This is a genomic window from [Mycobacterium] manitobense, from assembly GCF_025821665.1.
GTDB classification, from domain to species: Bacteria; Actinomycetota; Actinomycetes; order Mycobacteriales; family Mycobacteriaceae; genus Mycobacterium; species Mycobacterium arseniciresistens.
Genome location: NZ_JACKSJ010000158.1, coordinates 1 through 24,196, shown reverse-complemented (window position 1 = coordinate 24,196; position 24,196 = coordinate 1). Strand labels below are relative to the sequence as shown.

At 69.1% G+C, this 24,196-nt stretch carries 23 protein-coding genes and 1 pseudogene; 15 read left to right on the top strand and 9 right to left on the bottom strand.

What is annotated here, in order from left to right; all coding sequences use genetic code 11:
* The 4 genes from H7I41_RS19440 to pdxT all read left to right on the top strand — a co-directional run.
* On the top strand, window positions 1-782 hold a 782-nt coding region (locus H7I41_RS19440), incomplete at its 5' end, for an NUDIX hydrolase (RefSeq protein WP_264014250.1).
* A gap of 65 nt (window positions 783-847) precedes the next feature.
* Window positions 848-1,765: a pyridoxal 5'-phosphate synthase lyase subunit PdxS gene (gene pdxS, locus H7I41_RS19435; RefSeq protein WP_264014249.1), complete on the top strand. Its 918-nt coding sequence runs from the start codon at window positions 848-850 to the stop codon at window positions 1,763-1,765.
* 9 nt (window positions 1,766-1,774) lie between these two features.
* Window positions 1,775-2,623 (top strand): acyl-CoA thioesterase II, encoded by an 849-nt coding sequence (gene tesB, locus H7I41_RS19430; protein ID WP_264014248.1) that lies wholly within the window; start codon window positions 1,775-1,777, stop codon window positions 2,621-2,623.
* Window positions 2,620-3,201 carry a pyridoxal 5'-phosphate synthase glutaminase subunit PdxT gene (gene pdxT, locus H7I41_RS19425; protein WP_264014247.1) on the top strand — a complete coding sequence of 194 codons (582 nt, stop codon included), beginning with the start codon at window positions 2,620-2,622 and terminating at the stop codon, window positions 3,199-3,201. The genes tesB and pdxT overlap by 4 nt, the downstream gene beginning before the upstream one ends.
* A 56-nt stretch (window positions 3,202-3,257) precedes the next feature.
* Here pdxT and H7I41_RS19420 read toward each other — a convergent pair whose 3' ends face one another.
* Both H7I41_RS19420 and H7I41_RS19415 read right to left on the bottom strand, forming a co-directional pair.
* On the bottom strand, window positions 3,258-4,859 hold the full coding sequence (locus H7I41_RS19420; RefSeq protein WP_264014251.1) for a purine-cytosine permease family protein: 1,602 nt from the start codon (window positions 4,857-4,859) through the stop codon (window positions 3,258-3,260).
* 152 nt (window positions 4,860-5,011) lie between these two features.
* Window positions 5,012-6,223 (bottom strand): acyl-CoA dehydrogenase family protein, encoded by a 1,212-nt coding sequence (locus H7I41_RS19415; protein ID WP_264014246.1) that lies wholly within the window; start codon window positions 6,221-6,223, stop codon window positions 5,012-5,014.
* A 74-nt stretch (window positions 6,224-6,297) separates the two neighbouring features.
* Between H7I41_RS19415 and H7I41_RS19410 the strand changes: the two genes are divergently transcribed.
* Window positions 6,298-6,732: a hypothetical protein gene (locus tag H7I41_RS19410; RefSeq protein WP_264014245.1), complete on the top strand. Its 435-nt coding sequence runs from the start codon at window positions 6,298-6,300 to the stop codon at window positions 6,730-6,732.
* 112 nt (window positions 6,733-6,844) lie between these two features.
* Entirely contained in the window at window positions 6,845-7,597 is a 753-nt protein-coding gene (locus tag H7I41_RS19405; RefSeq protein WP_264014244.1) for a YebC/PmpR family DNA-binding transcriptional regulator, read from the top strand.
* 10 nt (window positions 7,598-7,607) lie between these two features.
* Here the strand turns inward: H7I41_RS19405 and H7I41_RS19400 are convergent, their stop codons facing one another.
* A complete protein-coding gene (locus H7I41_RS19400; RefSeq protein WP_264014243.1) occupies window positions 7,608-8,009 on the bottom strand; it encodes a YybH family protein in 402 nt (133 codons plus the stop codon).
* A 53-nt stretch (window positions 8,010-8,062) separates the two neighbouring features.
* The gene (locus H7I41_RS19395; RefSeq protein WP_264014242.1) at window positions 8,063-9,295 is read right to left on the bottom strand and encodes a mechanosensitive ion channel family protein; all 1,233 of its coding nucleotides are present in this window, start codon (window positions 9,293-9,295) and stop codon (window positions 8,063-8,065) included.
* A gap of 136 nt (window positions 9,296-9,431) precedes the next feature.
* Between H7I41_RS19395 and H7I41_RS19390 the strand changes: the two genes are divergently transcribed.
* From H7I41_RS19390 to ruvB, 4 genes are all read left to right on the top strand, one after another.
* Window positions 9,432-9,755: a hypothetical protein gene (locus H7I41_RS19390; protein ID WP_264014241.1), complete on the top strand. Its 324-nt coding sequence runs from the start codon at window positions 9,432-9,434 to the stop codon at window positions 9,753-9,755.
* Between the two features lie 89 nt (window positions 9,756-9,844).
* A complete protein-coding gene (ruvC, locus tag H7I41_RS19385) occupies window positions 9,845-10,444 on the top strand; it encodes a crossover junction endodeoxyribonuclease RuvC (RefSeq protein ID WP_264014240.1) in 600 nt (199 codons plus the stop codon).
* The gene (gene ruvA, locus H7I41_RS19380) at window positions 10,441-11,031 is read left to right on the top strand and encodes a Holliday junction branch migration protein RuvA (protein WP_264014239.1); all 591 of its coding nucleotides are present in this window, start codon (window positions 10,441-10,443) and stop codon (window positions 11,029-11,031) included. The genes ruvC and ruvA overlap by 4 nt, the downstream gene beginning before the upstream one ends.
* 2 nt (window positions 11,032-11,033) lie before the next feature.
* Window positions 11,034-12,116, top strand: a complete 1,083-nt coding sequence (ruvB, locus tag H7I41_RS19375) for a Holliday junction branch migration DNA helicase RuvB (protein WP_264014238.1) — start codon at window positions 11,034-11,036, stop codon at window positions 12,114-12,116.
* An 84-nt stretch (window positions 12,117-12,200) separates the two neighbouring features.
* On the opposite strand, the gene H7I41_RS19370 is transcribed toward ruvB, so the two are convergent.
* On the bottom strand, window positions 12,201-13,289 hold the full coding sequence (locus tag H7I41_RS19370) for a GGDEF domain-containing protein (RefSeq protein ID WP_264014237.1): 1,089 nt from the start codon (window positions 13,287-13,289) through the stop codon (window positions 12,201-12,203).
* Window positions 13,290-13,417: 128 nt separating this feature from the next.
* The gene (car, locus tag H7I41_RS19365) at window positions 13,418-16,963 is read right to left on the bottom strand and encodes a carboxylic acid reductase (protein ID WP_264014236.1); all 3,546 of its coding nucleotides are present in this window, start codon (window positions 16,961-16,963) and stop codon (window positions 13,418-13,420) included.
* 303 nt (window positions 16,964-17,266) lie between these two features.
* Here car and H7I41_RS19360 point away from each other — a divergent pair, with 303 nt between their 5' ends.
* Complete coding sequence (locus H7I41_RS19360) at window positions 17,267-18,049, top strand: hypothetical protein (RefSeq protein WP_264014235.1); 783 nt, start codon at window positions 17,267-17,269, stop codon at window positions 18,047-18,049.
* 199 nt (window positions 18,050-18,248) lie between these two features.
* The gene (locus H7I41_RS19355; RefSeq protein ID WP_264014234.1) at window positions 18,249-18,620 is read left to right on the top strand and encodes a cytochrome P450 family protein; all 372 of its coding nucleotides are present in this window, start codon (window positions 18,249-18,251) and stop codon (window positions 18,618-18,620) included.
* Here the strand turns inward: H7I41_RS19355 and H7I41_RS19350 are convergent.
* Window positions 18,617-19,069, bottom strand: coding sequence for a MarR family winged helix-turn-helix transcriptional regulator (locus tag H7I41_RS19350; protein ID WP_264014233.1), 453 nt, complete (start codon window positions 19,067-19,069; stop codon window positions 18,617-18,619). The two genes, H7I41_RS19355 and H7I41_RS19350, sit on opposite strands and share 4 nt — an antisense overlap.
* Window positions 19,070-19,128: 59 nt before the next feature.
* Between H7I41_RS19350 and H7I41_RS19345 the strand changes: the two genes are divergently transcribed.
* Window positions 19,129-19,968 carry an alpha/beta fold hydrolase gene (locus tag H7I41_RS19345; RefSeq protein WP_264014232.1) on the top strand — a complete coding sequence of 280 codons (840 nt, stop codon included), beginning with the start codon at window positions 19,129-19,131 and terminating at the stop codon, window positions 19,966-19,968.
* Here H7I41_RS19345 and H7I41_RS19340 read toward each other — a convergent pair.
* Both H7I41_RS19340 and gabT read right to left on the bottom strand, forming a co-directional pair.
* Complete coding sequence (locus tag H7I41_RS19340; RefSeq protein WP_264014231.1) at window positions 19,956-21,389, bottom strand: gamma-aminobutyraldehyde dehydrogenase; 1,434 nt, start codon at window positions 21,387-21,389, stop codon at window positions 19,956-19,958. The genes H7I41_RS19345 and H7I41_RS19340 overlap by 13 nt on opposite strands.
* An 11-nt stretch (window positions 21,390-21,400) precedes the next feature.
* Complete coding sequence (gene gabT, locus H7I41_RS19335; protein WP_264014230.1) at window positions 21,401-22,741, bottom strand: 4-aminobutyrate--2-oxoglutarate transaminase; 1,341 nt, start codon at window positions 22,739-22,741, stop codon at window positions 21,401-21,403.
* A gap of 445 nt (window positions 22,742-23,186) precedes the next feature.
* Here gabT and yajC point away from each other — a divergent pair, with 445 nt between their 5' ends.
* Both yajC and H7I41_RS19325 read left to right on the top strand, forming a co-directional pair.
* Window positions 23,187-23,573, top strand: a complete 387-nt coding sequence (yajC, locus tag H7I41_RS19330) for a preprotein translocase subunit YajC (RefSeq protein WP_264014229.1) — start codon at window positions 23,187-23,189, stop codon at window positions 23,571-23,573.
* A gap of 78 nt (window positions 23,574-23,651) precedes the next feature.
* A pseudogene (locus H7I41_RS19325) lies at window positions 23,652-24,196 on the top strand (protein translocase subunit SecD); the annotation flags it as partial.

The window sequence follows — 24,196 nt, the reverse complement described above, 5'->3', positions numbered from 1 at the left end:
CGCCGCGGTCGGCGCGGGAGGCCGCCGAGAACGATCTGTCCTCGGCGCTGGCGATGGTCGACCCGGCGGCGGTGCCCGTCCCGCTGCTCGCCGAGCTGGCCGATGCCGAGGCCCGAGTGCTGCTGGCGCGGCGGTTCCACAACGACGCGGTGCGCGACACGCTGGCACTGCGGGAGCGGGCCGCGGTGCGCCTGCTGCGGCTCGGCGGCACGGCTGCGCTGCCGACGTACTTCGAGATCGCCGAACGCGCGGAGGCGTCGGACGACGATCCTGGGCCGGTCAGCCGCCGCACGTCGGCGCGCGTGGTGCTGCTCGACGAGTCGGGCGCGGTGCTGCTGTTCTGCGGCTCCGATCCCGCTTCGGCCGACACCGACCCGCCCCGGTGGTGGTTCACCATCGGTGGCGCGGTGCAGCCGGGTGAGGAACTTCCCGACGCCGCGGCGCGGGAGGTGTTCGAGGAGACGGGACTGCGCATCGACCGGTCGCAGCTGATCGGGCCGGTGTGGCACCGGGAGGCGACCATCGACTTCAACGGTTCGGTGGTGCGCAGCATCGAGTTGTTCTTCGTGCACCGCACTCGGCGGTTCGAGGTGTCGGCGGCAGGCCGGACGGAGCTCGAGCGCCGCTACATTCACGGCCACCGCTGGTGCGATGCGACAATGATCGGAGAACTGGTCGCCGCCGGCGAGGCGGTGTATCCGCGGCAGCTCGGCGAGCTGCTGGTGGAGGCGAACGAACTGGCGGACGGGTCCGGCCATCGCGAGTTGCAATCGATCCGCTGAACTGCGGATCTAATCGATTTGGCAGCTCGTTTAGACTGGATCAGTAGCGCTTGGAGGAGATGACGATGGAAACCGCACCTAACGGGTCGACCAACGGATCCGCGCAGACGGGTACCGCCCGCGTCAAACGCGGCATGGCCGAGATGCTCAAGGGCGGCGTGATCATGGATGTGGTCACCCCCGAGCAGGCGCGTATCGCCGAGGCCGCCGGCGCGGTCGCGGTGATGGCGCTCGAGCGGGTGCCCGCCGACATCCGGGCCCAGGGCGGCGTCTCGCGGATGAGCGACCCCGACATGATCGAGGGCATCATCGACGCCGTCACGATTCCGGTGATGGCCAAGGCCCGGATCGGCCACTTCGTCGAGGCGCAGATCCTGCAGAGCCTGGGCGTCGACTACATCGACGAGTCCGAGGTGCTCACCCCGGCCGACTACACCAACCACATCGACAAGTGGAAGTTCACCGTGCCGTTCGTCTGCGGCGCCACCAACCTCGGCGAGGCGCTGCGGCGGCTGACCGAGGGCGCGGCGATGATCCGCTCCAAGGGTGAGGCCGGCACCGGTGACGTCTCCAACGCCACCACCCACATGCGCAAGATCGGCGGCGAGATCCGCCGGCTGACGTCGCTGTCGCCCGACGAGCTGTTCGTGGCCGCCAAGGAACTGCAGGCGCCCTACGAGCTGGTCGCCGAGGTGGCGCGGGCGGGCAAGCTGCCGGTCACGCTGTTCACCGCGGGCGGCATCGCGACCCCGGCCGATGCGGCGATGATGATGCAGCTCGGCGCCGAGGGTGTGTTCGTCGGATCGGGCATCTTCAAGTCGGGCAACCCGGTGGAGCGCGCGGCCGCGATCGTCAAGGCCACCACGTTCTACGACGACCCCGACGTGCTGGCGAAGGTGTCGCGCGGGCTGGGCGAGGCCATGGTCGGCATCAACGTCGAGGACATCGCGCAGCCGCACCGGCTGGCCGAACGCGGCTGGTAGAGCGCACAAGTGGCGATCGAGGAGATCCTCGACCTCGAGCAGATCGAGGTCAACATCTACCGCGGCGGCGTGTTCAGTCCCGAGTCGGGATTCCTGCAGCGCACATTCGGCGGACACGTCGCCGGCCAGTCGCTGGTCTCCGCCGTGCGGACCGTCGACCCCAGGTTCCAGGTGCACTCGCTGCACGGGTACTTCCTGCGCGGCGGTGACGCCCGGGCGCCCTCGGTCTACTCGGTCGAGCGCCTGCGCGACGGCGGGTCGTTCTGCACCCGGCGGGTGACCGCGATCCAGCACGGCGAGACGATCTTCTCGATGTCGGCGTCGTTCCAGACCGACCAGAGCGGCATCGAACACCAGGACGCCATGCCCGCTGCGCCGCCGCCCGACGACATCCCGGATTTCAAGTCGGCCAGCAAGGTCTTCGACGACGCAGGCTTCCGGCAGTTCGACGAGTGGGACGTGCGCATCGTGCCGCGCGATCAGGTGCCGCTGCTGCCGGGTAAGGCCTCGCAGCAACAGGTCTGGTTCCGGCACCGCGACCCGCTGCCCGACGATCCGGTACTGCACATCTGCGCGTTGGCCTACCTGAGCGATCTCACGCTGCTGGGGTCGGCGCAGGTGAACCATCCCGACGAGCGCAAGCACCTGATGATCGCCTCGCTGGACCATGCGATGTGGTTCATGCGGCCGTTCCGCGCCGACGAGTGGCTGCTCTACGACCAGTCGTCGCCGTCGGCGTGCGGTGGTCGCGCGCTGACGCAGGGCAAGTTGTTCAACCGCTACGGCGAGATGGTCGCGGCGGTGATGCAGGAGGGGTTGACCCGCTTCAAGCGCGACTATTCGCCGGCGGGGGAGTGAGCGCCCGCATCGGGGTGCTCGCGCTGCAGGGCGACACCCGCGAGCATCTGGCGGCGTTGCACGAAGCCGGCGCCGAGGCGGTGACGGTGCGGCGCCGCGGCGAACTCGAGTCGGTTGACGCGCTGGTGATCCCCGGCGGGGAGTCCACCACGATGAGTCTGCTGCTGCGTGAACTCGACCTGCTCGATCCGCTGCGCGCCCGCCTCGCCGACGGCATGCCGGCCTACGGCTCGTGTGCGGGGATGATTCTGCTGGCCACCGAGATCCTCGACGCGGGTGCGGCGGGCAGGCAGGCCGACCCGCTGAAGGCGATCGACATCACGGTGCGGCGCAACGCTTTCGGGCGTCAGGTGGACTCGTTCGAAGGCGACATCGACTTCACCGGCCTCGACGGGTCGGTGCACGCGGTGTTCATCCGGGCGCCGTGGGTGGAACGGGTCGGACCCGACGTCGAGATCCTCGCCACGGCGGCCGGACATCCGGTGGCGGTGCGGCAGGGTCCGGTGCTGGCGACGGCGTTCCATCCGGAGATCACCGGCGACCGCCGCGTGCACAAGCTCTTCGTCGACTCCCTCTAAGACGCGATTTCGGCGCGCTTTCGATCGCTGCCCGATCGAAAGCGCGCCGAAATCACTCAAGAAGCGGGCAGGACGTGATCGGCGACCTTGTCGGTGGACAGGCACAGCGAGCAGACGAAGGCGTCGTGCGTCGCGCACTTCATCATGTCCGGCCGCTCGTAATCATGATGGCAGACATGGCATTTGAGGTGCTCGCCGGACGGGTTGCCCAGCTCGTCGTACATCGGCAGGTCGATGCCGTCGTCGGTGCGCCGCAGGTAGTACTTGCCCTTGGTCGCGACGGCGAGGATCGGCGGCAGCACCAGTCCGAGCACCATCGCCACCAGCGGTGAGTACGGCCGGATCGCTTCGCCCAGCACCCCGAAGAACGTCAGCAGTGACACCCCGGCGGCGACGAACAGCGAGACGAAGCCGACCGGGTTGACGGCGTACAGCATGCCGCGGCGGAACTCGGGCTGCAGCGGCGAGAGCTTCAGCAGGTACTTGTTGAACACGATATCCGAGGCCACCACGACGACCCAGGCGATGCCGCAGTTGGCGTAGAACCCGAGGATCGAGTTCAGGAACGCGAACATGTTGGCTTCCATCAGGATCAGCGCGATCACCAGGTTGAACGCCAGGAACACCAGCCGGCCCGGGTAGTGCTTGGTGACGCGGGTGAACGAGTTGGTCCACGCCAGCGAACCGGAGTAGGCGTTGGTCACGTTGATCTTCACCTGGCTGATCACCACCAGGATCACCGCGAGGGTCATGGCCAGCCACGGCGGCAGGAAGTTCCGGTAGATCTCCAGGAACTGGTGCACCGGCTCGTTGGCGTTCGCCACGACGCCGTCGAAGACGTTGGCGATCAGGTACACCGCCAGGAACAGGCCGACAACCTGCTTGATGGCGCCGAAGATCACCCAGCCGGGTCCGGCGAGGAACATCCAGGTCCACCAGCTGCGGCTGTTCTCCGGTGTGCGGGGAGGCATGAATCGCAGGTAGTCGATCTGCTCGGCGATCTGAACGATCAGCGACAGACACACCCCTGCGGCCAGCAGCGTCATCCCGAGGTCGAAGCCGCCGGTGCCGCTCTCACCCTGGTAGGCGAAGAAGTCGCCGACCGATTCGGGATGGCTGACCACGAGGTAGACGAACGGCGCGACCATCAGCACCAGCCACAGCGGGGTGGTCCAGACCTGAAGTGTCGACAGGACTTTCATGCCGTAGATCACCAGCGGGAAGATGATGACGGTGGACAGCGCATAACCGGCCCACAGCGGGATGCCGAGACCGAGTTCGAGACCCTGGGCCATGATCGAGCCCTCGAGCGCGAAGAATATGAAGGTGAACGTCGCGAAGATGACGTTGGTGACCACCGAGCCGTAGTAGCCGAATCCGCTGCCGCGGGTGATCAGGTCGAGGTCGATGTTGTAGCGCGCCGCGTAGTACGCCACCGGGAATCCGGTCACCATCACGACGACCGCGAAGATCAGGATCCCCCAGAGCGCGTTGGTGGTTCCGTAGGCGATGCCGATGTTGGCGCCGATCGCGAAGTCCGCGAGATAGGCGATGCCGCCGAGGGCCGAGATGCCCACCACCCGGGTGGACCACTTGCGGTAGCTGCGCGGCGCGAAGCGCAGCGTGTAGTCCTCCAGCGTTTCCTTGGTGGCAGTCATGGTGTCGAGGTCGGCCTCGACCGCCTCGTTGCGCCGCACCTCGTCGCTGAGCTCTTGGGTCATTCGGCAAAATTAGGGCGACTTTGTTTCCGGTCTGTGACGGTGATGTTCCGTCTGCAGCAAACCGTGCCGCCGGCGCCGCCGGCCCGGGGTCAGCGGATCGGCAGACCGGTGACCGCCCGCCCGATCACCAGCCGCTGGATCTCGCTGGTGCCTTCGAAGATCGTGAAGATCTTGGCGTCGCGGTGCATGCGCTCCACCGGGTAGTCGCGGGTGTAGCCGTTGCCGCCGAGGATCTGGATCGCCTCGTCGGTGACGTAGACCGCGGTCTCGCTGGCGACCAGCTTGGCCATCGACCCCTCGGCGTTGTCGAACGTCTTGCCGTTGCGTGCCATCCACCCGGCGCGGTAGACCAGCAGGCGCGCCGCGTCGATACGGGCTTTCATGTCGGCGAGCTTGAACGCGATCGCCTGGAACTCACCGATCTTGCGGCCGAACTGTTCCCGCTGCCTGGCGTAGTCGAGTGCGTACTCGTAGGCCGCCTGTGCCACCCCGACGGCCATCGCGCCGACGGTGGGCCGGGTGCGTTCGAACGTGGCCATCGCCGCCTGGCCCTTGGAGCTCTTGCCCTCGCGCGCCCTGGCGATGCGCTCGTCGAACTTCTCCTTGCCGCCGACGATGAGGCTGCCGGGGATGCGGACGTCGTCCAGCACCACCTCGGCGGTGTGCGACGCCCGGATGCCGTGCTTGAGGAACTTCTGGCCCTGCGTGAAACCCGGTGTGTCGGGCGGGATGATGAACGTCGCCTGGCCGCGGGTGCCCAGATCGGGGTGCACCGACGCCACGACGATGTGGACGTTGGCGATGCCGCCGTTGGTGGCCCACGTCTTGGTGCCGTTGAGGACCCACTCGTCGGTGGCCTCGTCGTAGCGAGCCTTGGTCAGGATCGCGCCGACGTCGGATCCGGCGCCGGGCTCCGACGAGCAGAACGACGCGACCTTCGGGTCGTCGACGGTGCCGAACATCTGCGGCAGCCACTCGCCGAGCTGCTCGGGCGTCCCGTTGGCCGCCAGCGACGCCGCGGCCAGTCCGGTGCCCAGGATCGACAGTGCGATGCCGGCGTCGCCCCAGAACATCTCCTCGAACACCACCAGCAGCCCGAGGCCGGTGGGTTCACCTGCCTGCTCGGCGAACAACTCCATCGAGTACAGCCCGACCTTGGCGGCCTCCTGGATGATCGGCCAGGGCGTCTCTTCGCGTTCGTCCCACTCGGCGGCGGCCGGGCGGATGACGTCGGCGGCGAAATCGTGAACCCAGTCCCGGACGTGGATGAGGTCGGGGGACAGTTCGAGGGAGAACGACATGACGGCGATCTTACTCCGGAGTAAGTTCACCGGAGAAGTGCTGTGGCGGATGTAACAGAGGTAGAGGTGGGCCGATGACGATGGTCGAGGTGGAGCCCCAGCCGAGGATCGACACCGTGGTGCGGTTGGCCGGCGGCGGGGAGGCGCGGCGCACCGAGTACACCGGAACGGCCTGGTTCGACGGCAAGCCGTACGTCTCGGGCCCGGTGATGCAACGCTCGCGCAGCGCGCCGCGAGGACTGCGCAACGCCACCTTCGAGGCCGGCTTCTTCCTGCCCGACAGCCTGGCCTACGATCGCGCGGCGCTCGGCGAGGCGATACTGACCCTGTCGGTGACACTGCAGGCGGCCGGCGACACCGGGGCGGTGATCGACACCGCGGCGACCTTCGCCGACGACCCGTCCGGGGTGCCGACGTGGATCCATCTGTGGCTGCGGGCGCACATCGGCTGGCCGGCCGGGGTCGGCTACCGCGTCACCGCCCTGACCCCGCTGGAGGCGGTGCGCTGATCCTCCGCGGTCCTCGTCGCGCGTTGCACGCTCACCGCCGGCATCGCGGCACGTAGAATCGTCGGGTTGCCACCGATCGAGCAGAGCACCGACCAGAGCGAGGTAGTCCCCGATGAGCGGCCATTCCAAGTGGGCCACCACGAAGCACAAGAAGGCGATCATCGATGCCCGGCGCGGCAAGAACTTCGCCAAGCTGATCAAGAACGTGGAGGTGGCCGCCCGTGTCGGCGGTGGCGACCCGGCCGGTAACCCGACGCTCTACGACGCCATCCAGAAGGCGAAGAAGAACTCGGTGCCCAACGACAACATCGAGCGCGCCCGCAAGCGCGGCGCCGGTGAAGAGGCCGGCGGCGCCGACTGGCAGACCATCACCTACGAGGGCTACGGCCCCAACGGGGTGGCGGTGCTGGTCGAGTGCCTCACCGACAACCGCAACCGCGCCGCCGGCGAGGTGCGCGTCGCGATGACCCGCAACGGCGGCAACATGGCCGACCCCGGTTCGGTGTCTTACCTGTTCTCCCGCAAGGGCGTCATCACGCTCGAGAAGAACGGCCTCGCCGAGGACGACGTGCTCGCGGCGGTGCTCGACGCGGGCGCCGAGGACGTCACCGACCTGGGCGACAGCTTCGAGATCCTCTCCGAGCCGACCGATCTGGTTGCGGTGCGCTCCGCCCTGCAGGAGGCCGGTATCGACTACGACTCGGCGGAGGCCGGATTCCAGCCGTCGGTGACGGTGCCGCTGGACGCCGAGGGCGCACGCAAGATCATGAAGCTCGTCGACGCGCTCGAGGACAGCGACGACGTGCAGGACGTCTACACCAACGCCGACATCCCCGACGAGATCCTCGCCCAGATCGAGGAGTAGTCCCGGGCGGCTAGAACGTCAGCTGCACCTGGTAGTCGCGGTGGGTGAACACCCACTCGCCGGCGTCGCGGCGCAGTTCGTCGGTGTACTCGCCGACCAGTCGCATCGCGTTGCCGTCGCGGAACTGCATGATCTCGAGGTTGTTCGACCGCGCGCGGGCCCGGTCGCCGTCGATCTCGATGGCCGCGACCTGGATGAAGAACGCCATCTTCTCGACCGCGCCGAACACCTCGCCCCAGTGGGTGCGGAGTTCGTCGACTCCCTGGCACTCACCGCCTGCGCCGGTGCGCCGCCCGTCCTCGGCCCAGCACGCCAGATACGCCTCGAGGTCCTGCCGGACGACGGCGTCGCTGTAGAGCTCGAGCCGCTCGCGGATGGACTGCCGGTCTTGGGCCGGGCCGGTGAACGCCATGAGCGCATCGTAGATCTGGGGTTCACCCGGATGTCGGCGGAACGCCCGGTACGTCAGGCGCGTCCGTTGGTGGTGGCGAACTCGTCCTCGTAGTCGACGGTGTCGTCGAACGCACGGCCCCGTCTCTCCGCCTCGGGGCTGCCCGAGAACAGGCTGGACGCCACGCGGTGGGTCTCGGTGGCGGTGTCGCGGCGGGCAGGCCGGTCGGGCTCTGCCGGGGCGGGCTTGATCCGGTGGGCCGGGACGACGGCGTGCGGGGTGCGCTGCACCCAGTCGACCATGCCCTCGCGCACCGCGCACCGCAGGTCGAACAGCGCCCCCGCGTTGGGGGCGCTCACCATCATCCGCACCCGGACCACCCCGCCGACGGCGTCGGTCACCTGCAGCACGCCGCGGCGGCCGTCCCACTGGTCATTGGCGGCGAGTAGGCGGTCGAGTTCGGCGCGCATGTCCGCGAACGGGACGGAGAAGTCGACGTCGAACTCGACGGTGCCCATGATCTCGGTGGCGTTGCGCGTCCAGTTCTCGAACGGGGTGGTGGTGAAGTAGGTGCACGGCAGCACCAGCCTGCGTTCGTCCCACAGCCGCACCACGACATAGGTCAGCGTGATCTCCTCGATCCGGCCCCACCACCGGCCCTCTTCGAGCTCGACGACGTCGCCGACCCGGATCGCGCCCGAGAACGCGATCTGCATCCCGGCGAACACGGCGCCCAGCGAGGTCTGCGCGGCCAGGCCGGCGACCACCGACAGCACACCGGCCGAGGCGAACAGGGTGGTGCCGATGTCGGAGAACGATGGGAACGTCATCAGGATCGCCGCCAGGCCGAGGACGACGACCACGGCGATCGCGAGCCTGCGCAGCACCGTCACCTGGGTGCGGATCCGCCGCCAGACCCGGTCGGCGTCGGTCACCTCGCCCTCCGCGCCGCCGCCGTAGCGCGCGATCATCCGCCGCTCGGCCACCAACACCAGGCTGGTCAGCAGCCAGGTGAGAGTGGCGATGTTCACGATCAGCATCGTGTGGTCGACCCAGCCGCGCCACGGGTCGGCGTCGTCGGAGGTGCGCTGCACCGCGACCGACGCCGCGAAGACGATCAGCGTCGCCCGCAGCGGCCGGCGGGTGAGTGTCGCGACGTCGCACAGCACTTCGCTGCGCCGGCCGACGCGCCGTAACCCCCAGGTGAGGATGATTCCCACCAGGTACGCGGCGACCACGGCGCCGCACGCCCAGGCCAGGGTGACGGCGAGATTGGTGGCGGACTCGAGTTCGTTCTCGTCGGGCATCGGGGTGAAATCAGCTCCACGGATCGAGGTCAGGTCTCCCGCGACGGTAGCGGCGGTCGCGCGTGACGTCACATCGCGCGGCGGGCGGCTGCGTGGATATCACCCGGAATTCGCTCACTGGCAGCACAATTGCCGCGTGGCGGTAGTCGTGACGGATCCCAACGGTGTCCAGTGGAACCTCAAGCGCAAGTGGTGGCCGTTCGGCGACATGGGGGACTGGGCCGACATCGACTTCTTCGGCTGGTTCGCGCTGCTGATCGCCGCGCCGTTCCTGCTGGTGTGGCCGTTCTGGCTGGCGACGAAATTCCTCGGCCTGCAGCGGTGGCGGATCGTCATCGAGCGGGCCCACGCCGAGGTCGGCGACGAACTGGTGCGCGGCTGGTCCGCCTCGGGGCGCCGGCTCAACGACCTGGCGCTGGAGATCGGCCAGGGCAGCCGGTCCGGGCACTTCACGCTCTGATCGGGGGGCCGCGACACCAGCGTGTCGCCGCCCGGCCCGGCAGCTGCGGCGCGCTAGGGTGTCGAACAGCTGTTCGGGAAGGGGCTGGCGTGCGCGTGATGGGAGTCGACCCGGGGTTGACCCGCTGCGGGCTCTCCGTGGTCGAGGGCGGCACCGGCCGCCAGGTCATCGCACTCGACGTCGACGTCGTCCGCACCCCCTCCGACGCACCGCTGGCCGAGCGGCTGCTGACCATCAGCAACACCGTGGATCACTGGATGGACACCCACGTGCCCGACGTCGTCGCGATCGAGCGGGTGTTCGCCAACCAGAACGCCAACACGGCGATGGGCACCGCGCAGGCGGGCGGCGTCATCGCCCTCGCCGCGGCGCGGCGCAGCATCGACGTGCACTTCCACACGCCCAGCGAGGTCAAGGCCGCCGTCACCGGCAACGGCCGCGCGGACAAGGCGCAGGTCACCGCGATGGTCACGAGAATCCTTGCGCTGCAGACCAAGCCGACTCCCGCCGACGCGGCCGACGCACTGGCGCTGGCGATCTGTCACTGCTGGCGCGCGCCGATGATCGCGCGGATGGCCGCCGCCGAGGCCCAGGCCGCCGAACAACAGCGCAGATACCGGGCCACGCTCAAGGCCAAGGCCAAGGCGAAGAAGGGTTCGTCCCCGGCGCCGTCGCGGAGCGCGACGTGATCGCGTCGGTGCGCGGCGAGGTGATCGACATCGCGCTCGACCACGCCGTCATCGAGGCCGCGGGTGTCGGCTACAAGGTGATGGCCACCCCGTCGACACTCGCCGCGCTGCGCCGCGGCGCCGAGACCCGCCTCATCACGGCGATGATCGTGCGCGAGGACTCCATGACCCTGTACGGCTTCGGCGACTCCGAGGCCCGCGACCTGTTCCTCACCCTGCTGGGTGTTTCCGGCGTCGGACCGAAGATCGCGCTCGCCACGCTCGCCGTGCACGATGCACAGGCGCTCCGGCAGGCTCTGGCCGACGGTGACGTCACCGCGCTGACCCGGGTGCCCGGCATCGGCAAGCGGGGCGCCGAGCGCCTGGTGCTCGAACTGCGCGACAAGATCGGACCGGTCGGCCCGTCCGCGGGTGGGTCGGCGATCGGCGGCCACGCGGTACGCGCACCGGTCGTCGAGGCCCTCATCGGTCTCGGGTTCGCCGCCAAGCAGGCCGAGGAGGCCACCGACAAGGTGCTCGCCGACGATCCTGGCGCGAGCACGGCCGCCGCGCTGCGCGCCGCGCTGTCGATGCTGGGTAAGAAGTAGCGATGGGCCGATTCGCGAACAGCCCGGAGGACTCCGAATCCGCCGAGGTGCCCGACGAGCGCGACGTCTCCGCGGCGCTGACCGTCGGCGAGGGTGACGTCGACGCCAGCCTGCGGCCGCGCTCGCTGCGCGAATTCATCGGCCAGCCCCGGGTACGCGAACAGCTGCAGCTCGTCCTCGAGGGTGCCAAGAACCGCGGCGGCACACCGGATCACATCCTGCTGTCCGGTCCGCCCGGGCTGGGCAAGACGTCGCTGGCGATGATCATCGCCGCGGAGCTGGGCTCGTCGCTGCGGCTGACGTCCGGTCCGGCGCTGGAGCGCGCCGGGGATCTCGCCGCGATGCTGTCCAACCTCGTCGAGGGTGACGTGCTGTTCATCGACGAGATACACCGCATCGCCCGGCCGGCCGAGGAGATGCTGTACCTGGCGATGGAGGACTTCCGCGTCGACGTGGTCGTCGGCAAGGGTCCCGGTGCCACGTCTATTCCGCTCGAGGTGGCGCCGTTCACCCTCGTCGGCGCCACCACCCGGTCGGGGGCGCTGACCGGTCCGCTGCGCGACCGGTTCGGGTTCACCGCGCACATGGACTTCTACGAGCCGGCCGAACTCGAACGCGTGCTGGCCCGTTCGGCGGGCATCCTCGGCATCGTGCTGGGCGGCGAGGCGGGCGCCGAGATCGCGCGGCGCTCGCGCGGAACGCCGCGGATCGCCAACCGGTTGCTGCGCCGGGTCCGCGACTACGCCGAGGTGCGGGCCGACGGCGTCATCACGCGCGACATCGCGAAGGCCGCGCTCGCGGTCTACGACGTCGACGAACTGGGCCTCGACCGGCTGGACCGGGCCGTGCTGTCGGCGCTGACCCGCAGCTTCGGCGGCGGACCGGTCGGCGTCTCCACGCTGGCGGTCGCGGTGGGGGAGGAGGCCACCACCGTCGAGGAGGTGTGTGAGCCGTTCCTGGTGCGCGCCGGCATGGTTGCCCGAACACCGCGGGGGCGGGTGGCCACCGCGCAGGCCTGGACTCACCTCGGCATGCAACCGCCCAGCCGGGCCACCGCGCTTGGACAGCCCGACCTGTTCGAGTAGGACGAGCGCCAGATGGACCGCGGCACAATGTTTTTCGCCGCCCGCGCCCCGGTGGTCCCGATCAAGGACATCAGCGCCCTGATCTCAGGTGCGGAAGACGGCCGCTCCGCTGTGCCGGATCCGGTTGCCGCCGGCCCGTTTCGCCTCGTACATGGCCGCGTCGGCGGAGTCGACGAGATGGCCGACCATCCGCCTGGTGGTGTCGCCGTCGATACTGAGCAGCGTCACGCTGGCGACACCGAGGCTCGCGGTGACGCCCCACGGGTTGGCGGCGACCGCCCGGCGCAGTCGCTCGGCGGTCACCTGGGCCTCACTCGCGGGCGTCGTCTCCGCGACGAGGAACTCCTCGCCGCCGACGCGGGCGACCACCGAACCGGCGGGACTGGCCCGGCGCAGGCTCTCCCCGACGGCGATCAGTATCCGGTCGCCGATCGCGTGGCCCTGGGTGTCGTTGACCTTCTTGAAGCCGTCCAGGTCGACCATCACGACGGTGAAGCACGGCGGCGGATCGCCGGTCGAGGCGGCGATGAGTTCCCGCGCGCCGCGGTGGAAGCCGCGCCGGTTCCGCAGTCCGGTCAAGGGGTCGGTGTTCGCATTCAGTGCGTCGGCGCTGAGCAGGTGTACAAGCACCTGACCAGAGAACGGCACGGCCAGCACGCCGACGGTGACCACCAGCAGCTTGGCGGCCGCCATCGCGACGTCACCGGCCGCGGCGATCTCCCAGGCGGCGAACAGTGCGGTGCCCGCGGCCGTGCACAGCGTCAGCGTCAGGTACCGCACGGAGTGGAAGAACGCGACGTATCCGGCCAGTGCGGCGAATGCCATGGAACCCAGCAGCGCCGTCTCGGGGTTGACCTCCAACAGACACGACGCGGCGATGCACCCGTTCGACATGACCGCGAAGGTTGCGGACTGCTGGTGCGTGGGCCACCGGGTGAACCACATCGCCGCCATCGCGGCACAGCACACGGCGACGAGCACCGCCACCGCGCGGCCGAACTGTGAGTGCGGGCCCGACGGGCTCCACAGCATCAGCAGCGGCACAGCGCCGAGCGCCGCCACGATGGTGCCCATCATGAATCGGGTGAACCGCAGCAATTGACGCGCACCGAGATATTCGGAGAGCCAGTGGAAGTTGTCGGGTTGCCCCCACCACTGGCGAATCCGGCCCACTACTCGCGCCCCCGTACGGTTCGCCGCGCAACTGCTCGCGTGTCGGCGTTGGTACGGGATGTTACCTATTCAACGACCGGTTTGCTGGACATCGCCAATGTGTCAGCGTCCGGCATCTGCCGATTTCGTCACAACAGGCCCAGCAGCTCCAGATCGGTGACGTACTTGACGATCACCGGTGCGGTGACATGCGGAATGTCCTTGTCCGCGCCGATTTTGGCCTCCTGCACCGCGGTGCGGAACCGTTCGGTCGGCGCGAGGGATCCACGCATCGGCTTCTCCGGCTGTTGATAATTGTGCAGCAGCGGCAGGAGCGAATACTGACGCTGTTGCTGGGGCAGGCCGCGCATGGCCGTCTCGAACCGGTCGAGCCAGGTGCGGTAGTCGTCGATGCGGCTGATCGGATAACCGGCGTCGACCAGCCAGTCGACGAACTCGTCGAGCCCGAGGCCGTCGTCGTAGGGATTCATCACGTGGTAGGTCTCGAAGCCGGATCCGCGCTCCGCCACCGCCTGTGCGCCAAGGGTGTCGATGGCCTCGGCGATGAACTCGACCGGCAGGCCGTCGTAATGGGCACGGCTGCGCCGGCCGTCGGCGTCCAGTTCGTAGAACGACGCGGGCGCGATGCCGGTGGCCACCAGGCTCAGGATGGTGCGGGTGAACATGTCGGGCAGGTTGAGCTGCCCGGCGTAGGTGGTGTCGGCCAGGATCATGTCGCAGCGGAACACCGCGACCGGCAGGCCGCACAGGTCGTGGGCCTCGCGCAGCAGCACCTCGCCGGCCCACTTGCTGTTGCCGTAACCGTTGGCGTAGCTGTCGTCGATCCGGCGCACCGGGCTGATCGCGCGGATGTCGCCTTCTTCGGTGAAGTGACCCGGTTCGATGCCAGCGCCCACGCCGATCGTGGAGACATACGTGAACGGCTTGAGCCTGGCGGTGAGTGCGAGTCGGATCAGTTCGGCGGTGCCCACTACGTTCGGGCCGAACAGCTGGCTGTACGGCAGCACGTGATTGACCAGTGCGGCGGGATCCACGATCAGGTCGACGGATTCGGCGAGTCGGCGCCAAACCCCCTCGGAAAGGCCGAGATTCGCCTCGCCCTTGTCACCGGCGATCACCTCGAGATGGTCGGCCGCCAGGTGGCGGTAGTGCCGCAGCAGCTCGGGGTCACCGCTGTCGAACGTCTGATCCAGGCGCTGCCGGGCGGCGGCGTCGTCCTTCGCGCGCACCAGGCAGATCACCGTGCCGCCGACCAGTGACATCCGCTCCAGCCAGTCGAGCGCCAGATAGCGGCCGAGGAATCCGGTCGCGCCCGTGAGCAGGACGGTGCGGACCTCGCCGCGTGGCGCGGGCAGAGCCGCGGCGTCGGCGAGTGTGCGGGCGTCGATGAACTGGTCGAGGGTGAGATCGTGGGCACGAGCCTCGATCGCCGGCTCGGACCCAGAGAGACCGTGCACGGCGGCGAAGTTGGGCCGTCTGGTGCCCGACGTGCGCTCCGCCTCGATGTAGCCGGCCAGGGCCTGCAGATCGTTGGCCGGGCTGACGATGACACCGACGGGCACGTCGATGCCGTAGATCTCGTTGAGCAGGTTGGCGAAGGTGAGCGCGGACAGCGAGTCGCCGCCGAGATCGGTGAAGTGAGAATCGGGCCGCACATCGGCGGCCGCCGCACCGAGCAGAGCGCCCGCCGCCCGGCCGATGGTCTCCAGAGCCGGCCGCCCGGCACCGTCGCGGCGCAGCGTGCGCAGCTCGTCGGCCTGCCCTTCGGCGAGGTCGATGTAGAGCTGCTCGAGCCGTTCGCCGTAGTGCTGCTTGAGCTTCGGCCGGGCCAGCTTGCGGATGCCGGTGAGCAGGCCGTTCTCCAGGGTGAACGGCTGCGTCTCGACGAGGAAGTCCCGGGGGATCTCGTAGGACTGCAGCCCGGCTGCCTTGGCGGCGTCCTGAAGGGCGGTGGTGAGCAGGGCCTTGAGCTCGGCCGGGTCGTGCTCGGCGAGCGCGTCCTCGGTCGGCACGACTACGGCGAGCAGGTAGGACCGGGAGCTGTTGCCGTAGATGTAGATCTGGCGAACCGGTGCGCTGGTGGCGAACACCGACTCCACCTTGGCGATCGTCACGAATTCGCCCTGGGAGAGTTTGAGCACGTTGTTGCGGCGGTCGACGTACTGCAGCCGGTCGGGTGCGAGTTCGGCGACGATGTCGCCGGTGCGGTAGTAGCCATCGCCGTCGAACATCTCGGCGGACAGCTCGGGCCGGCGGTAGTAGCCGGGGAACAGCTGCTCGGACTTGACCAGGAGTTCGCCGCGCGGGTGCGGCCGGTCGGTGTGGAAGTACCCGAGATCGGGGACGTCGACGAGCTTGTAGTCGATGACCGGCGGCCGGCGGACCACGCCGTCGACGAACACGGCGCCGGCTTCGGTGGAGCCGTAGCCGTCGACGAGGTGCATGTCGAGTAGCCGTTCCACCCAGGACTTCATCTCCGGGGACAGCGGCGCGGATCCCGTCATGGCCCCGATGAATCGCCCGCCCAACAGGTTTCGCCGCATCTCGGCCATCACCTGGTCCTCGGCGGCGGACCGGTCGGTGCCGTCGGCGGTGCGCCGGTCGACCTCGCTGGTGAACTCCTGGAAGATCATGTCCCAGATCCGTGGGACGAAGCTGAGCTGTGTCGGCCGGCTCAGCGCGAGATCCTCCAGGAGGGTGGACAGGTCGCTCCTTGCGGCGAAGTAGACGGTGCCGCCGGCGGCGAGCGTGCCGACGAGGATGCCGCGGCCCATCACGTGGCTCATCGGCATGAAGCTCAGCGTGATCGAAGGGACCACCGGGTTCTGCTCGTGAAAGCCGTTGTTGTTGGCCGCCTTCCACATGTCGGCGACCTTGCGCTCGGGATACATCGCGCCCTTGGGGGCGCCGGTGCTGCCCGAGGTGTAGATGAGCAGGCTCAGCGGGTCGGCGTCGGCCGCGGGCGCCGTCGTCGCGGACGGCGTTCCGGCGCCTCGCGCGAGCTCGCTGCTGAGCGTCTCGACGGGCACGTCGTGACCGCCGTCGGCCAGCCTGCGCCGGGCGGCTTCGAAGGCCTGGTGCTGTGCGGTCACCTCGGGCCGGTAGTCGAAGACCACCAGGCGGGTGGGCCGGTGTCCGGTGAGGATCAGCTCGACGGCGTCGTCGAGCATGTCGATGCCCGCGGCGATCAGGGTGGGTTCGGTCTCGGCGACGATCGGCTGCAGCGCCTCGACGGGGGCGCTGGTCTGCAGCGGCACCGACACCGCGCCGAGCAGCATGGTGGCGGTGTCGACGACGGTGTAGTCGACGCTGGTGAAGCCGAGGATGGCCACGCGGTCGCCGGGATGAACGGGGTTGCCTTCCCAGGCCGCGGCCAGGTTCTGCACGCGCGCCCACAGCTCGCCGTAGGTGACGGTGTCGAACGACGGCAGCAGCTCGGCGGAGGTGGCGCCGGTCGACGGGTCCTTGACGAGACGCACTGTGCGCTGGGCCAGTGCGGGCCGGTCGGCGTAGCCGGCCATGACCGTCTCGATGACCTCGGGCAGCCGGAGCCCAGGCGCAACGGCTGCAGCGCTGACATCCGCGAGCGGGACGGCGGCGGCGAATTGCGGGTCGGTGGCGGTCAATTCGGCGATGCGGCGGGTGAGCCGCTCGTCGGGGGTCTCATTGGACATGCGCGATCTCCAGTGCAATCGGTGCAGTTTGTGACGCGACGCTGCGCCTGATCAGAACTACGTTAGTAAAACTAAGGTTATTCCTAAATCAGCTGTACATAGGCTGTCAATGTATTGTGATCTCGCTCTCCCGTCGGCGGGCGCGCCGTCGAATTCGGCGCCACGGTCGCGGTGGTGCGCCGCGCACGGCCCTGCCGTCGATCTCGCGGCAGGGATCGCGGGAAAGACACAGGTGGCGGGGTCGCGCGGGGGTGTTACGGCCGGGTGCCGGATGGGTACTCCGGCGGCAACAAAGGAGGCACCATGAAGGACTACGACAGCACGGACACCCCGGCGGCGCGCGCACGAGGCGGGCGGATGCGGATTCCGCGCAGCCGCGGGGCCGCGAGTGGATTCCTGTTGATCTTGCTGGGTCTCTGGGGAGCGCTCGTCCCCTTCATCGGGCCCTACTTCGACTTCGCCTTCACCCCCGATCAGGTCTGGGCGTGGACGACGGCCCGCGGGTGGCTCGAGGTGCTGCCCGGCGTGGTGACCGTCGTGGGCGGCTTCCTGATGCTGACGTCGCGCAATCGCGCGACGGCGATGCTCGGCGGCTGGCTGACCGTGGCGGCCGGGGCATGGTTTGTCATCGGCCGGGCACTGGCCGGTCCGCTCGGCCTCGGCAACGCCGGCGCGCCGGTGGCCACGAACGACACCAAGCGGGTCTGGCTGGAACTGACCTACTTCTACGGCCTCGGCGCCCTCATCGTGTTCCTCGGGGCGATCGCGATCGGCCGGCTGTCGGTTCGCAGTGCGCGTGACATCGCCTATGCGCAGCGGCCGGTGGAGACCACCACCACCGGTTCGCAGCCCGTGATCGAGCAGCCGGTGCGACAGGACCCCGGCCTCGGGCAGCCGACCGGGTACGGGCAGCAGCCCGTCGGCCAGCAGGCCGGCTACGGGCCGGCCGCTGATCAGCCCGTCGGTCAGTCGACCGGGTACGGGCCGGTCGCGGATCAGCAGCAGGTGCAGGCCGCCCCGCGGCGGCGCGGTCTGCTCAGCCGGCTGCGCAACCGGGGCAGCGGGAACACGCTCGCGCGCCACTGAGCCGCATGGCAGTCACGGCCGTCGAGCGCATGCTCGGCGGCCGTTCTGTGATCCGTCCCACATCCACATGCCGCTTATGAGCCGGAACATTGTGTTCCGCAGCACCTTTGATGGTGCTTAGCCACACGAAGTGGTTACCTGGGAGTTCGGGCGGTCGACGACGCCTCGCCGTACCGTCCCGTGAAACAGGAGGCTTTCGATGACCACGCCACTTCGCCTGCACGGCCTCTCCGAGCAGGTGCACCGCGCGCTGGCCGAACGCCTGAACCCGTCCGCGGTGCCGCAGGGCCATGACGAGATCGCCGAGATCGCGCTCGGCCGGTGGGCCTGCGTGCTGTACAGCGCGCTCGGACTGCCGAGCCGCGACTGGGTGCAGGTCGCCTGCTGGGCCGACGAGGCCGACGAATTCGCCATCGAGGCGCTCGGCTCCTACATCGACGTGATGGTCGCGGCCCGCTGCGCGTCGCCGTCCGACGATCTGCTGTCCGACCTGATCGCCGCCGAGGTCGACGGTGACGGGTTCACCGCGGACGAACTGCGCGCCATCGTCATCGCGCTCGTCACCACCTAGCCGCGCGAGTCGGCCGGGTCGATCTCGTCGAGCAGCCGCTGCATCGTCGCGCACATCTGCGCATAATCGGACTTTCCGACCAATTCTGACCACCGGCGCTCGATGTCGGCGACGCGGTCGCCGGCATCGGCCATCAGGCGCACCCCTCGTGGCGTGAGGTCGATCAACTTGGCACGGCCGTCGGCCGGGTCGGCCCGCCGCGTCAGGTAACCGGAGTCGGCGAGGTCGTTGACGAGCTCGGATGCGGCGGCCAGGCTCAGCTGAGCGCGGGCGGCCAACTCCGTCAGCCGGATTCCGCCCATCCTGATGTTCCCGAAGATCTGGTAGTGCGGGTCCCGGACGTCGCCGTACCCTGCCTCGGCCCGCGGTGCGGCGAGATCGGCGCGGAATTCGCGCAACAGCCGGACCAGTAGCTGACCCACCGCCAGCCGATCACTTGACTCCGCCACGACTCCGCACGATACTACGGAAACCGAAGTTTCGGGGTCCGAAGTAAATAGGAGATCTCATGACAGTCGCGTCTGGAACCGAATACATCGACACCGACCTCGGTCGGCTGCACGTCAGCCGGGTCGGTCGGGGACGTCCGGCGGTGTTGTGGCACAGCCTGTTCCTCGACTCCAGGTCATGGTGCGGCCTGGGGGACCGACTGGCGGCAGACCGGACGGTGATCACGATCGACGGCCCGTCCCACGGCCGCAGCGACCCGCTGGTCCGCGACTTCTCTTTCGCCGGCTGCGTGCGCGCCGCCGAACAGGTCCTCGACGCCGTGGGGATGACCGCACCCGTCGACTGGGTGGGTAATGCGTGGGGCGGCCACGTCGGCATCCAGCTCGCCGTGCGCCGGCCGGAACGGATCCGGACCCTGGCCACCATCGGCACGCCCGCGCACGCGCTGAGGCCGGTCGAACGCTGGACCAAGGTGTGGCCGCTCGTTCAGCTCTACCGCATCACGGGACCCAACCGGCTGCTGCTCGGGCCGCTGTCCGATGCCCTGGTCGGACCGGAATCCGTTGCTGCGCAACCGGAGCAGGCTGCCGCGGTGATGCGAGCTTTTCTCGACGCCGACCCCGCGGCGATGTTCCACGCGATGCGCTCGATGATGCTGCACAGGCCGGACATGTCCGCCGACCTCGCCCGGGTCGCCGCACCGACGCTGATGATCGCCGGCCGCGACGACTCCACCGGGTGGCGGCCCGCCGACGCCCAGGCGGTGGCTCGCACCATGCCCGACGCGCGCGTGGTCGCAGCCGCCGGATCCGGTCACTCATCGCCGTTGCTCATCGACAGCGCCACGGTGGACCGTGCGCTGGCAGGCTTCTGGGCGAGCTTCGATCAGCCGGTGTAGACCATCACGTGCTTGATGCGCGTGTAGTCCTCCAGGCCGTACATCGAGAGGTCCTTGCCGTGGCCTGAGGACTTGAATCCGCCATGCGGCATCTCGGCGACCAGCGGGATGTGCGTGTTGATCCACACGCAGCCGAAGTCGAGCGCATTCGACATGCGGATCGCGCGGGAGACGTCCTTGGTCCACACCGACGACGCCAGTCCGTACTCGACGCCGTTGGCCCAACCCAGCGCCTCGTCCTCGTCGGAGAAGCTCTGCACGGTGATCACGGGGCCGAAGATCTCGTTCTGGATCATCCGGTCGTCCTGCAGTAGCCCGCCCACCACTGTCGGTTCCACGTAGAAGCCCTTGTCGCCCTGCCGGTTTCCGCCGGCGGCGACCTTGGCGTGCCCCGGCACGTCCTCGAAGAAGCCGAGCACACGCTCCATCTGGTTGACGTTGTTCACCGGCGGCACCCACGCGTCCTCGTCGTCGGCAGCCCTGCCGAACGTCGTCGTCGCCGCCTTCGCCTGCTCGGCGAGCGCGTCGGTCAGGTCACCGACGATCGAGGCGGGTGCGAGCACGCGGGTGGCCGCGGTGCAGTCCTGTCCGGCGTTGAAGTAGCCGGCGGTTGCGATGCCCTCGGCCGCGGCCGCGATGTCGGCGTCGTCGAACACGATCACCGGCGCCTTGCCGCCGAGTTCGAGGTGGGTGCGCTTGAGGTTCCCGCCGGCACTGACCGCCACGGCCCGGCCCGCCGCCACCGAACCGGTGATCGCGACCATCTCGGGCGTCGGATGGGAGACCAGGTTGGCGCCGGTGACGCGGTCGCCGGTGACGACGTTGAGCACACCGGGCGGCAGGTGCCTGGCCGCGAGTTCGGCCAGCATCACGGTGGTGACCGGCGTGGTGTCGCTCGGCTTGATCACCACGGTGTTGCCCGCCGCGATCGCCGGGCAGATCTTCCAGATCGCCATCATCATCGGGTAGTTCCACGGCGCCACCTGGCCGATGACGCCGATCGGTTCACGGCGGATCCACGACGTGTGATCGGCCATGTACTCACCGGCCGACCTGCCCTCCAGTACGCGCGCGGCGCCGGCGAAGAACCGGATCTGGTCGACCATCGGCGGGATCTCCTCGGCCGCCGTCACGTGGTCGGGCTTGCCGGTGTTGCGGCCCTCGGCCCTGATCAGGTCCGCGGCCGCCTTCTCCACCTCGTCGGCGAGGCCGAGCAGTGCCTTCTGCCGGTCGGACGGGGTGGACTTCTTCCAGGACTTGAACGCCGTCGACGCCGCGGCGTAGGCGTTGTCGATGTCCTGCTCGTTGGACACCGGGGCGGAGCCGTACTCCTCGCCGGTGGACGGATCGACGAGCGGCATCGTGGCGCCGGACACCGAGTCGACGAGTTCGCCGTTGATGAAGTTCTTCACCGTGGTCATGGAGGGCTCCTTTACAGGTCGGCGAGGATGAGGGCCAGCACGTCGAGACCCTCCACGAGCAGGTCGTCGGAGATGGCGAGCGGCGGCAGGAACCGCAGCACGTTGCCGTAGGTGCCGCAGGTCAGCACGATGACCCCGGCGGCGTGGGCCGCTGCGGCGAGTTTCTTGGCGAGCTCGGCGTCCGGTTCGGTGGTGCCGGGTTTGACGAGCTCGACGGCGATCATCGCGCCGCGGCCGCGCACGTCGCCGATGCGCTCGTCCTCGGCCTGCAGCCGGTGCAGCCGGTCCTTCATCAGGGTCTCGATCTCGCGGGCGCGAGCGACGAGCCCGTCGGACTCGATGGTCTCGATGGTGGCCAGGGCGGCGGCGCAGGCCAGCGGGTTGCCACCGTAGGTGCCGCCCAGCCCGGACACGTGCGGGGCGTCCATGATCTCGGCGCGGCCGGTGACCGCCGACAACGGCAGGCCGTCGGCGATGCCCTTGGCGGTGACGATCAGATCGGGCGCGATGCCCTCGTGCTCGCAGGCGAACATCGCCCCGGTGCGCGCGAAGCCGGTCTGCACCTCGTCGGCGATGAACACGACGCCGTTGCGGCGGCACCAGTCGAGCAGGGCGGGCAGGAACCCCTCGGCGGGCACGATGAAGCCGCCCTCGCCCTGGATCGGTTCGATGATCACCGCGGCCAGGTTCGGCGCGCCGACCTGCTTGTCGATGACGTCGATGGCGCGCCGGGCGGCCAGCTCGCCGTCGGTCGCCAACTCCTTGCCGAACTCCGCGTCGCGGAAGGGATAGGACAGCGGCGCGCGGTAGATCTCCGGGGCGAACGGGCCGAAGCCGTGCTTGTAGGGCATCACCTTGGCGGTCAGCGCCATCGTGAGGTTGGTGCGGCCGTGGTAGGCGTGGTCGAACGACACCACCGCCGACCTGCCGGTGTAGGTCCTGGCGATCTTCACGGCGTTCTCGACGGCCTCGGAGCCGGAGTTGAACAGCGCCGAGCGCTTCTCGTCGTCGCCGGGGGTGAGCCGGTTGAGCGCCTCGGCGACCGCGACGTAGCTCTCGTACGGCGTGACCATGAAGCAGGTGTGGGTGAATTCGGCCACCTGCGTGCGCACCGCGTCCACCACGCGCGGCGACGCGTTCCCGATGGTGGTGACGGCGATCCCCGAGCCCAGATCGATGAACCGGTTGCCGTCGACGTCCTCGAGGATGCCGCCGCCCGCGCGCGCCGCGTACACCGGCATGGTGGTGCCCACGCCGCGCGACACGGCGGCGGCCTTGCGGTCGATGAGGGCCTGCGACTTCGGTCCCGGAACGGCGGTGACGAGGTGGCGGCTCTGCTCGAGAAGGGTCACGGCACGACTCCTGCGATCACGGGGCGTCTTCGAGGGGCACTGCGAGGGGTTCGGCTTCGCCACCGAGCCTAGTCGCCGACGGGCTCCACGCGACTGGAAACGGCGCCCGCCGCCCCAACCCGCTCGGGAATTCGTACCAGAATACGCCAGATGATGCGGTATCAGTGGTCAAGCGCGGGATTGTGCGACGGGATCGTCGATCGCCTCGGCACGGAGCCGGACTGCGCGGCGCGCGCCCGTCGTTGCGCCTCACAGACCACTTCGATCGGCACCACGTCCGGACCCGCCAAGAGAGTCGAGGCCGTCGCAGTGCCGGATTGAACGCACGGGGCAGTCGGCTGCCAGCTGCCGCAATGGCACACTGGACAACTACGAGGCATCGCGACCTGACTGTTGAATCGGGGCGCCGTCGCCGCACAAGCCGACACGAAAGACTGTTGCCGTTATGGACCTGGTCGTTTTCCTGCCCCTGCTCATCATCCTTGGCGCATTCATGTTCTTCGCATCGCGCCGCCAGAAGAAGGCGATGCAGGCCACCATCGACCTGCACGAGTCACTGCAGATCGGCGACCGGATTCACACCACGTCCGGTCTGCAGGGCACCATCACCGGCATCACCGACGACAACATCGACCTCGAGATCGCCCCCGGAGTCGTCACCACCTGGATGAAGCTGGCAGTGCGCGACCGCATCACCTCCGACGCCGATGACTACGACGACGTCGACGACACCGACGAGTCCAACGAGGTCACGTCGTCGGCCACCGAGGTGACCGAGAGCACCTCAGTCGTCGACTCCACCGCGGATTCGGACCGCCTGAAGAAAGACTGACAGCAGAGCACTCAGCCCGGGCACGTACTCTTTGCCGTGCTGAGCAACTGATCTCGATCTCGAGGAGACCCAACCAACGTGGCATCGTCTTCGGCGCCGGTGCATCCTGCCCGCTACCTGACGCTCTTTCTGGTGCTGCTCGTCGGCGTCTACCTCCTGGTGTTCCTCACCGGGAACAAGAAGCCCGACCCGAAGCTCGGGATCGACCTGCAGGGCGGCACCAGGGTCACCCTGACCGCGCGCACCCCGGACGGCACGCCGCCCACCCGTGACGCCCTGGCCCAGGCCCAGCAGATCATCAGTGCCCGCGTCGACGGGCTCGGTGTCTCGGGCTCCGAGGTCGTCGTCGACGGCGAGAACCTGGTGATCACGGTGCCGGGCAACGACGGCAACGAGGCCCGCAACCTGGGGCAGACCGCCCGTCTCTACATCCGCCCGGTCATCCACGCGATCGCGGCCCAGGCGCCCGGCGAAGGCAACGCCGAGGGACAGCCGCCGGCCGAGGGCCCGCCGGGACTGCCCGGCGGACCCGAAGGCGCACCCGGACTGCCCGGTGGGCCCGGTGGCCTGCCACCCGGCATCCTGCCCGGCGGACCCGAGGGCCTGCCGCCGGGCCTGCCGCC

Excerpts from the sequence above, each read along its gene's own strand:
- pdxS (WP_264014249.1), top strand. The coding sequence starts at position 848 with ATGGAAACCGCACCTAACGGGTCGACCAACGGATCCGCGCAGACGGGT.
- H7I41_RS19420 (WP_264014251.1), bottom strand. The coding sequence starts at position 4,859 with ATGACTGCCACCAAGGAAACGCTGGAGGACTACACGCTGCGCTTCGCG.
- H7I41_RS19415 (WP_264014246.1), bottom strand. The coding sequence starts at position 6,223 with ATGTCGTTCTCCCTCGAACTGTCCCCCGACCTCATCCACGTCCGGGAC.
- H7I41_RS19410 (WP_264014245.1), top strand. The coding sequence starts at position 6,298 with ATGACGATGGTCGAGGTGGAGCCCCAGCCGAGGATCGACACCGTGGTG.
- H7I41_RS19405 (WP_264014244.1), top strand. The coding sequence starts at position 6,845 with ATGAGCGGCCATTCCAAGTGGGCCACCACGAAGCACAAGAAGGCGATC.
- H7I41_RS19400 (WP_264014243.1), bottom strand. The coding sequence starts at position 8,009 with ATGGCGTTCACCGGCCCGGCCCAAGACCGGCAGTCCATCCGCGAGCGG.
- H7I41_RS19395 (WP_264014242.1), bottom strand. The coding sequence starts at position 9,295 with ATGCCCGACGAGAACGAACTCGAGTCCGCCACCAATCTCGCCGTCACC.
- ruvB (WP_264014238.1), top strand. The coding sequence starts at position 11,034 with ATGGGCCGATTCGCGAACAGCCCGGAGGACTCCGAATCCGCCGAGGTG.
- car (WP_264014236.1), bottom strand. The coding sequence starts at position 16,963 with ATGTCCAATGAGACCCCCGACGAGCGGCTCACCCGCCGCATCGCCGAA.
- H7I41_RS19360 (WP_264014235.1), top strand. The coding sequence starts at position 17,267 with ATGAAGGACTACGACAGCACGGACACCCCGGCGGCGCGCGCACGAGGC.
- H7I41_RS19355 (WP_264014234.1), top strand. The coding sequence starts at position 18,249 with ATGACCACGCCACTTCGCCTGCACGGCCTCTCCGAGCAGGTGCACCGC.
- H7I41_RS19345 (WP_264014232.1), top strand. The coding sequence starts at position 19,129 with ATGACAGTCGCGTCTGGAACCGAATACATCGACACCGACCTCGGTCGG.
- H7I41_RS19340 (WP_264014231.1), bottom strand. The coding sequence starts at position 21,389 with ATGACCACGGTGAAGAACTTCATCAACGGCGAACTCGTCGACTCGGTG.
- yajC (WP_264014229.1), top strand. The coding sequence starts at position 23,187 with ATGGACCTGGTCGTTTTCCTGCCCCTGCTCATCATCCTTGGCGCATTC.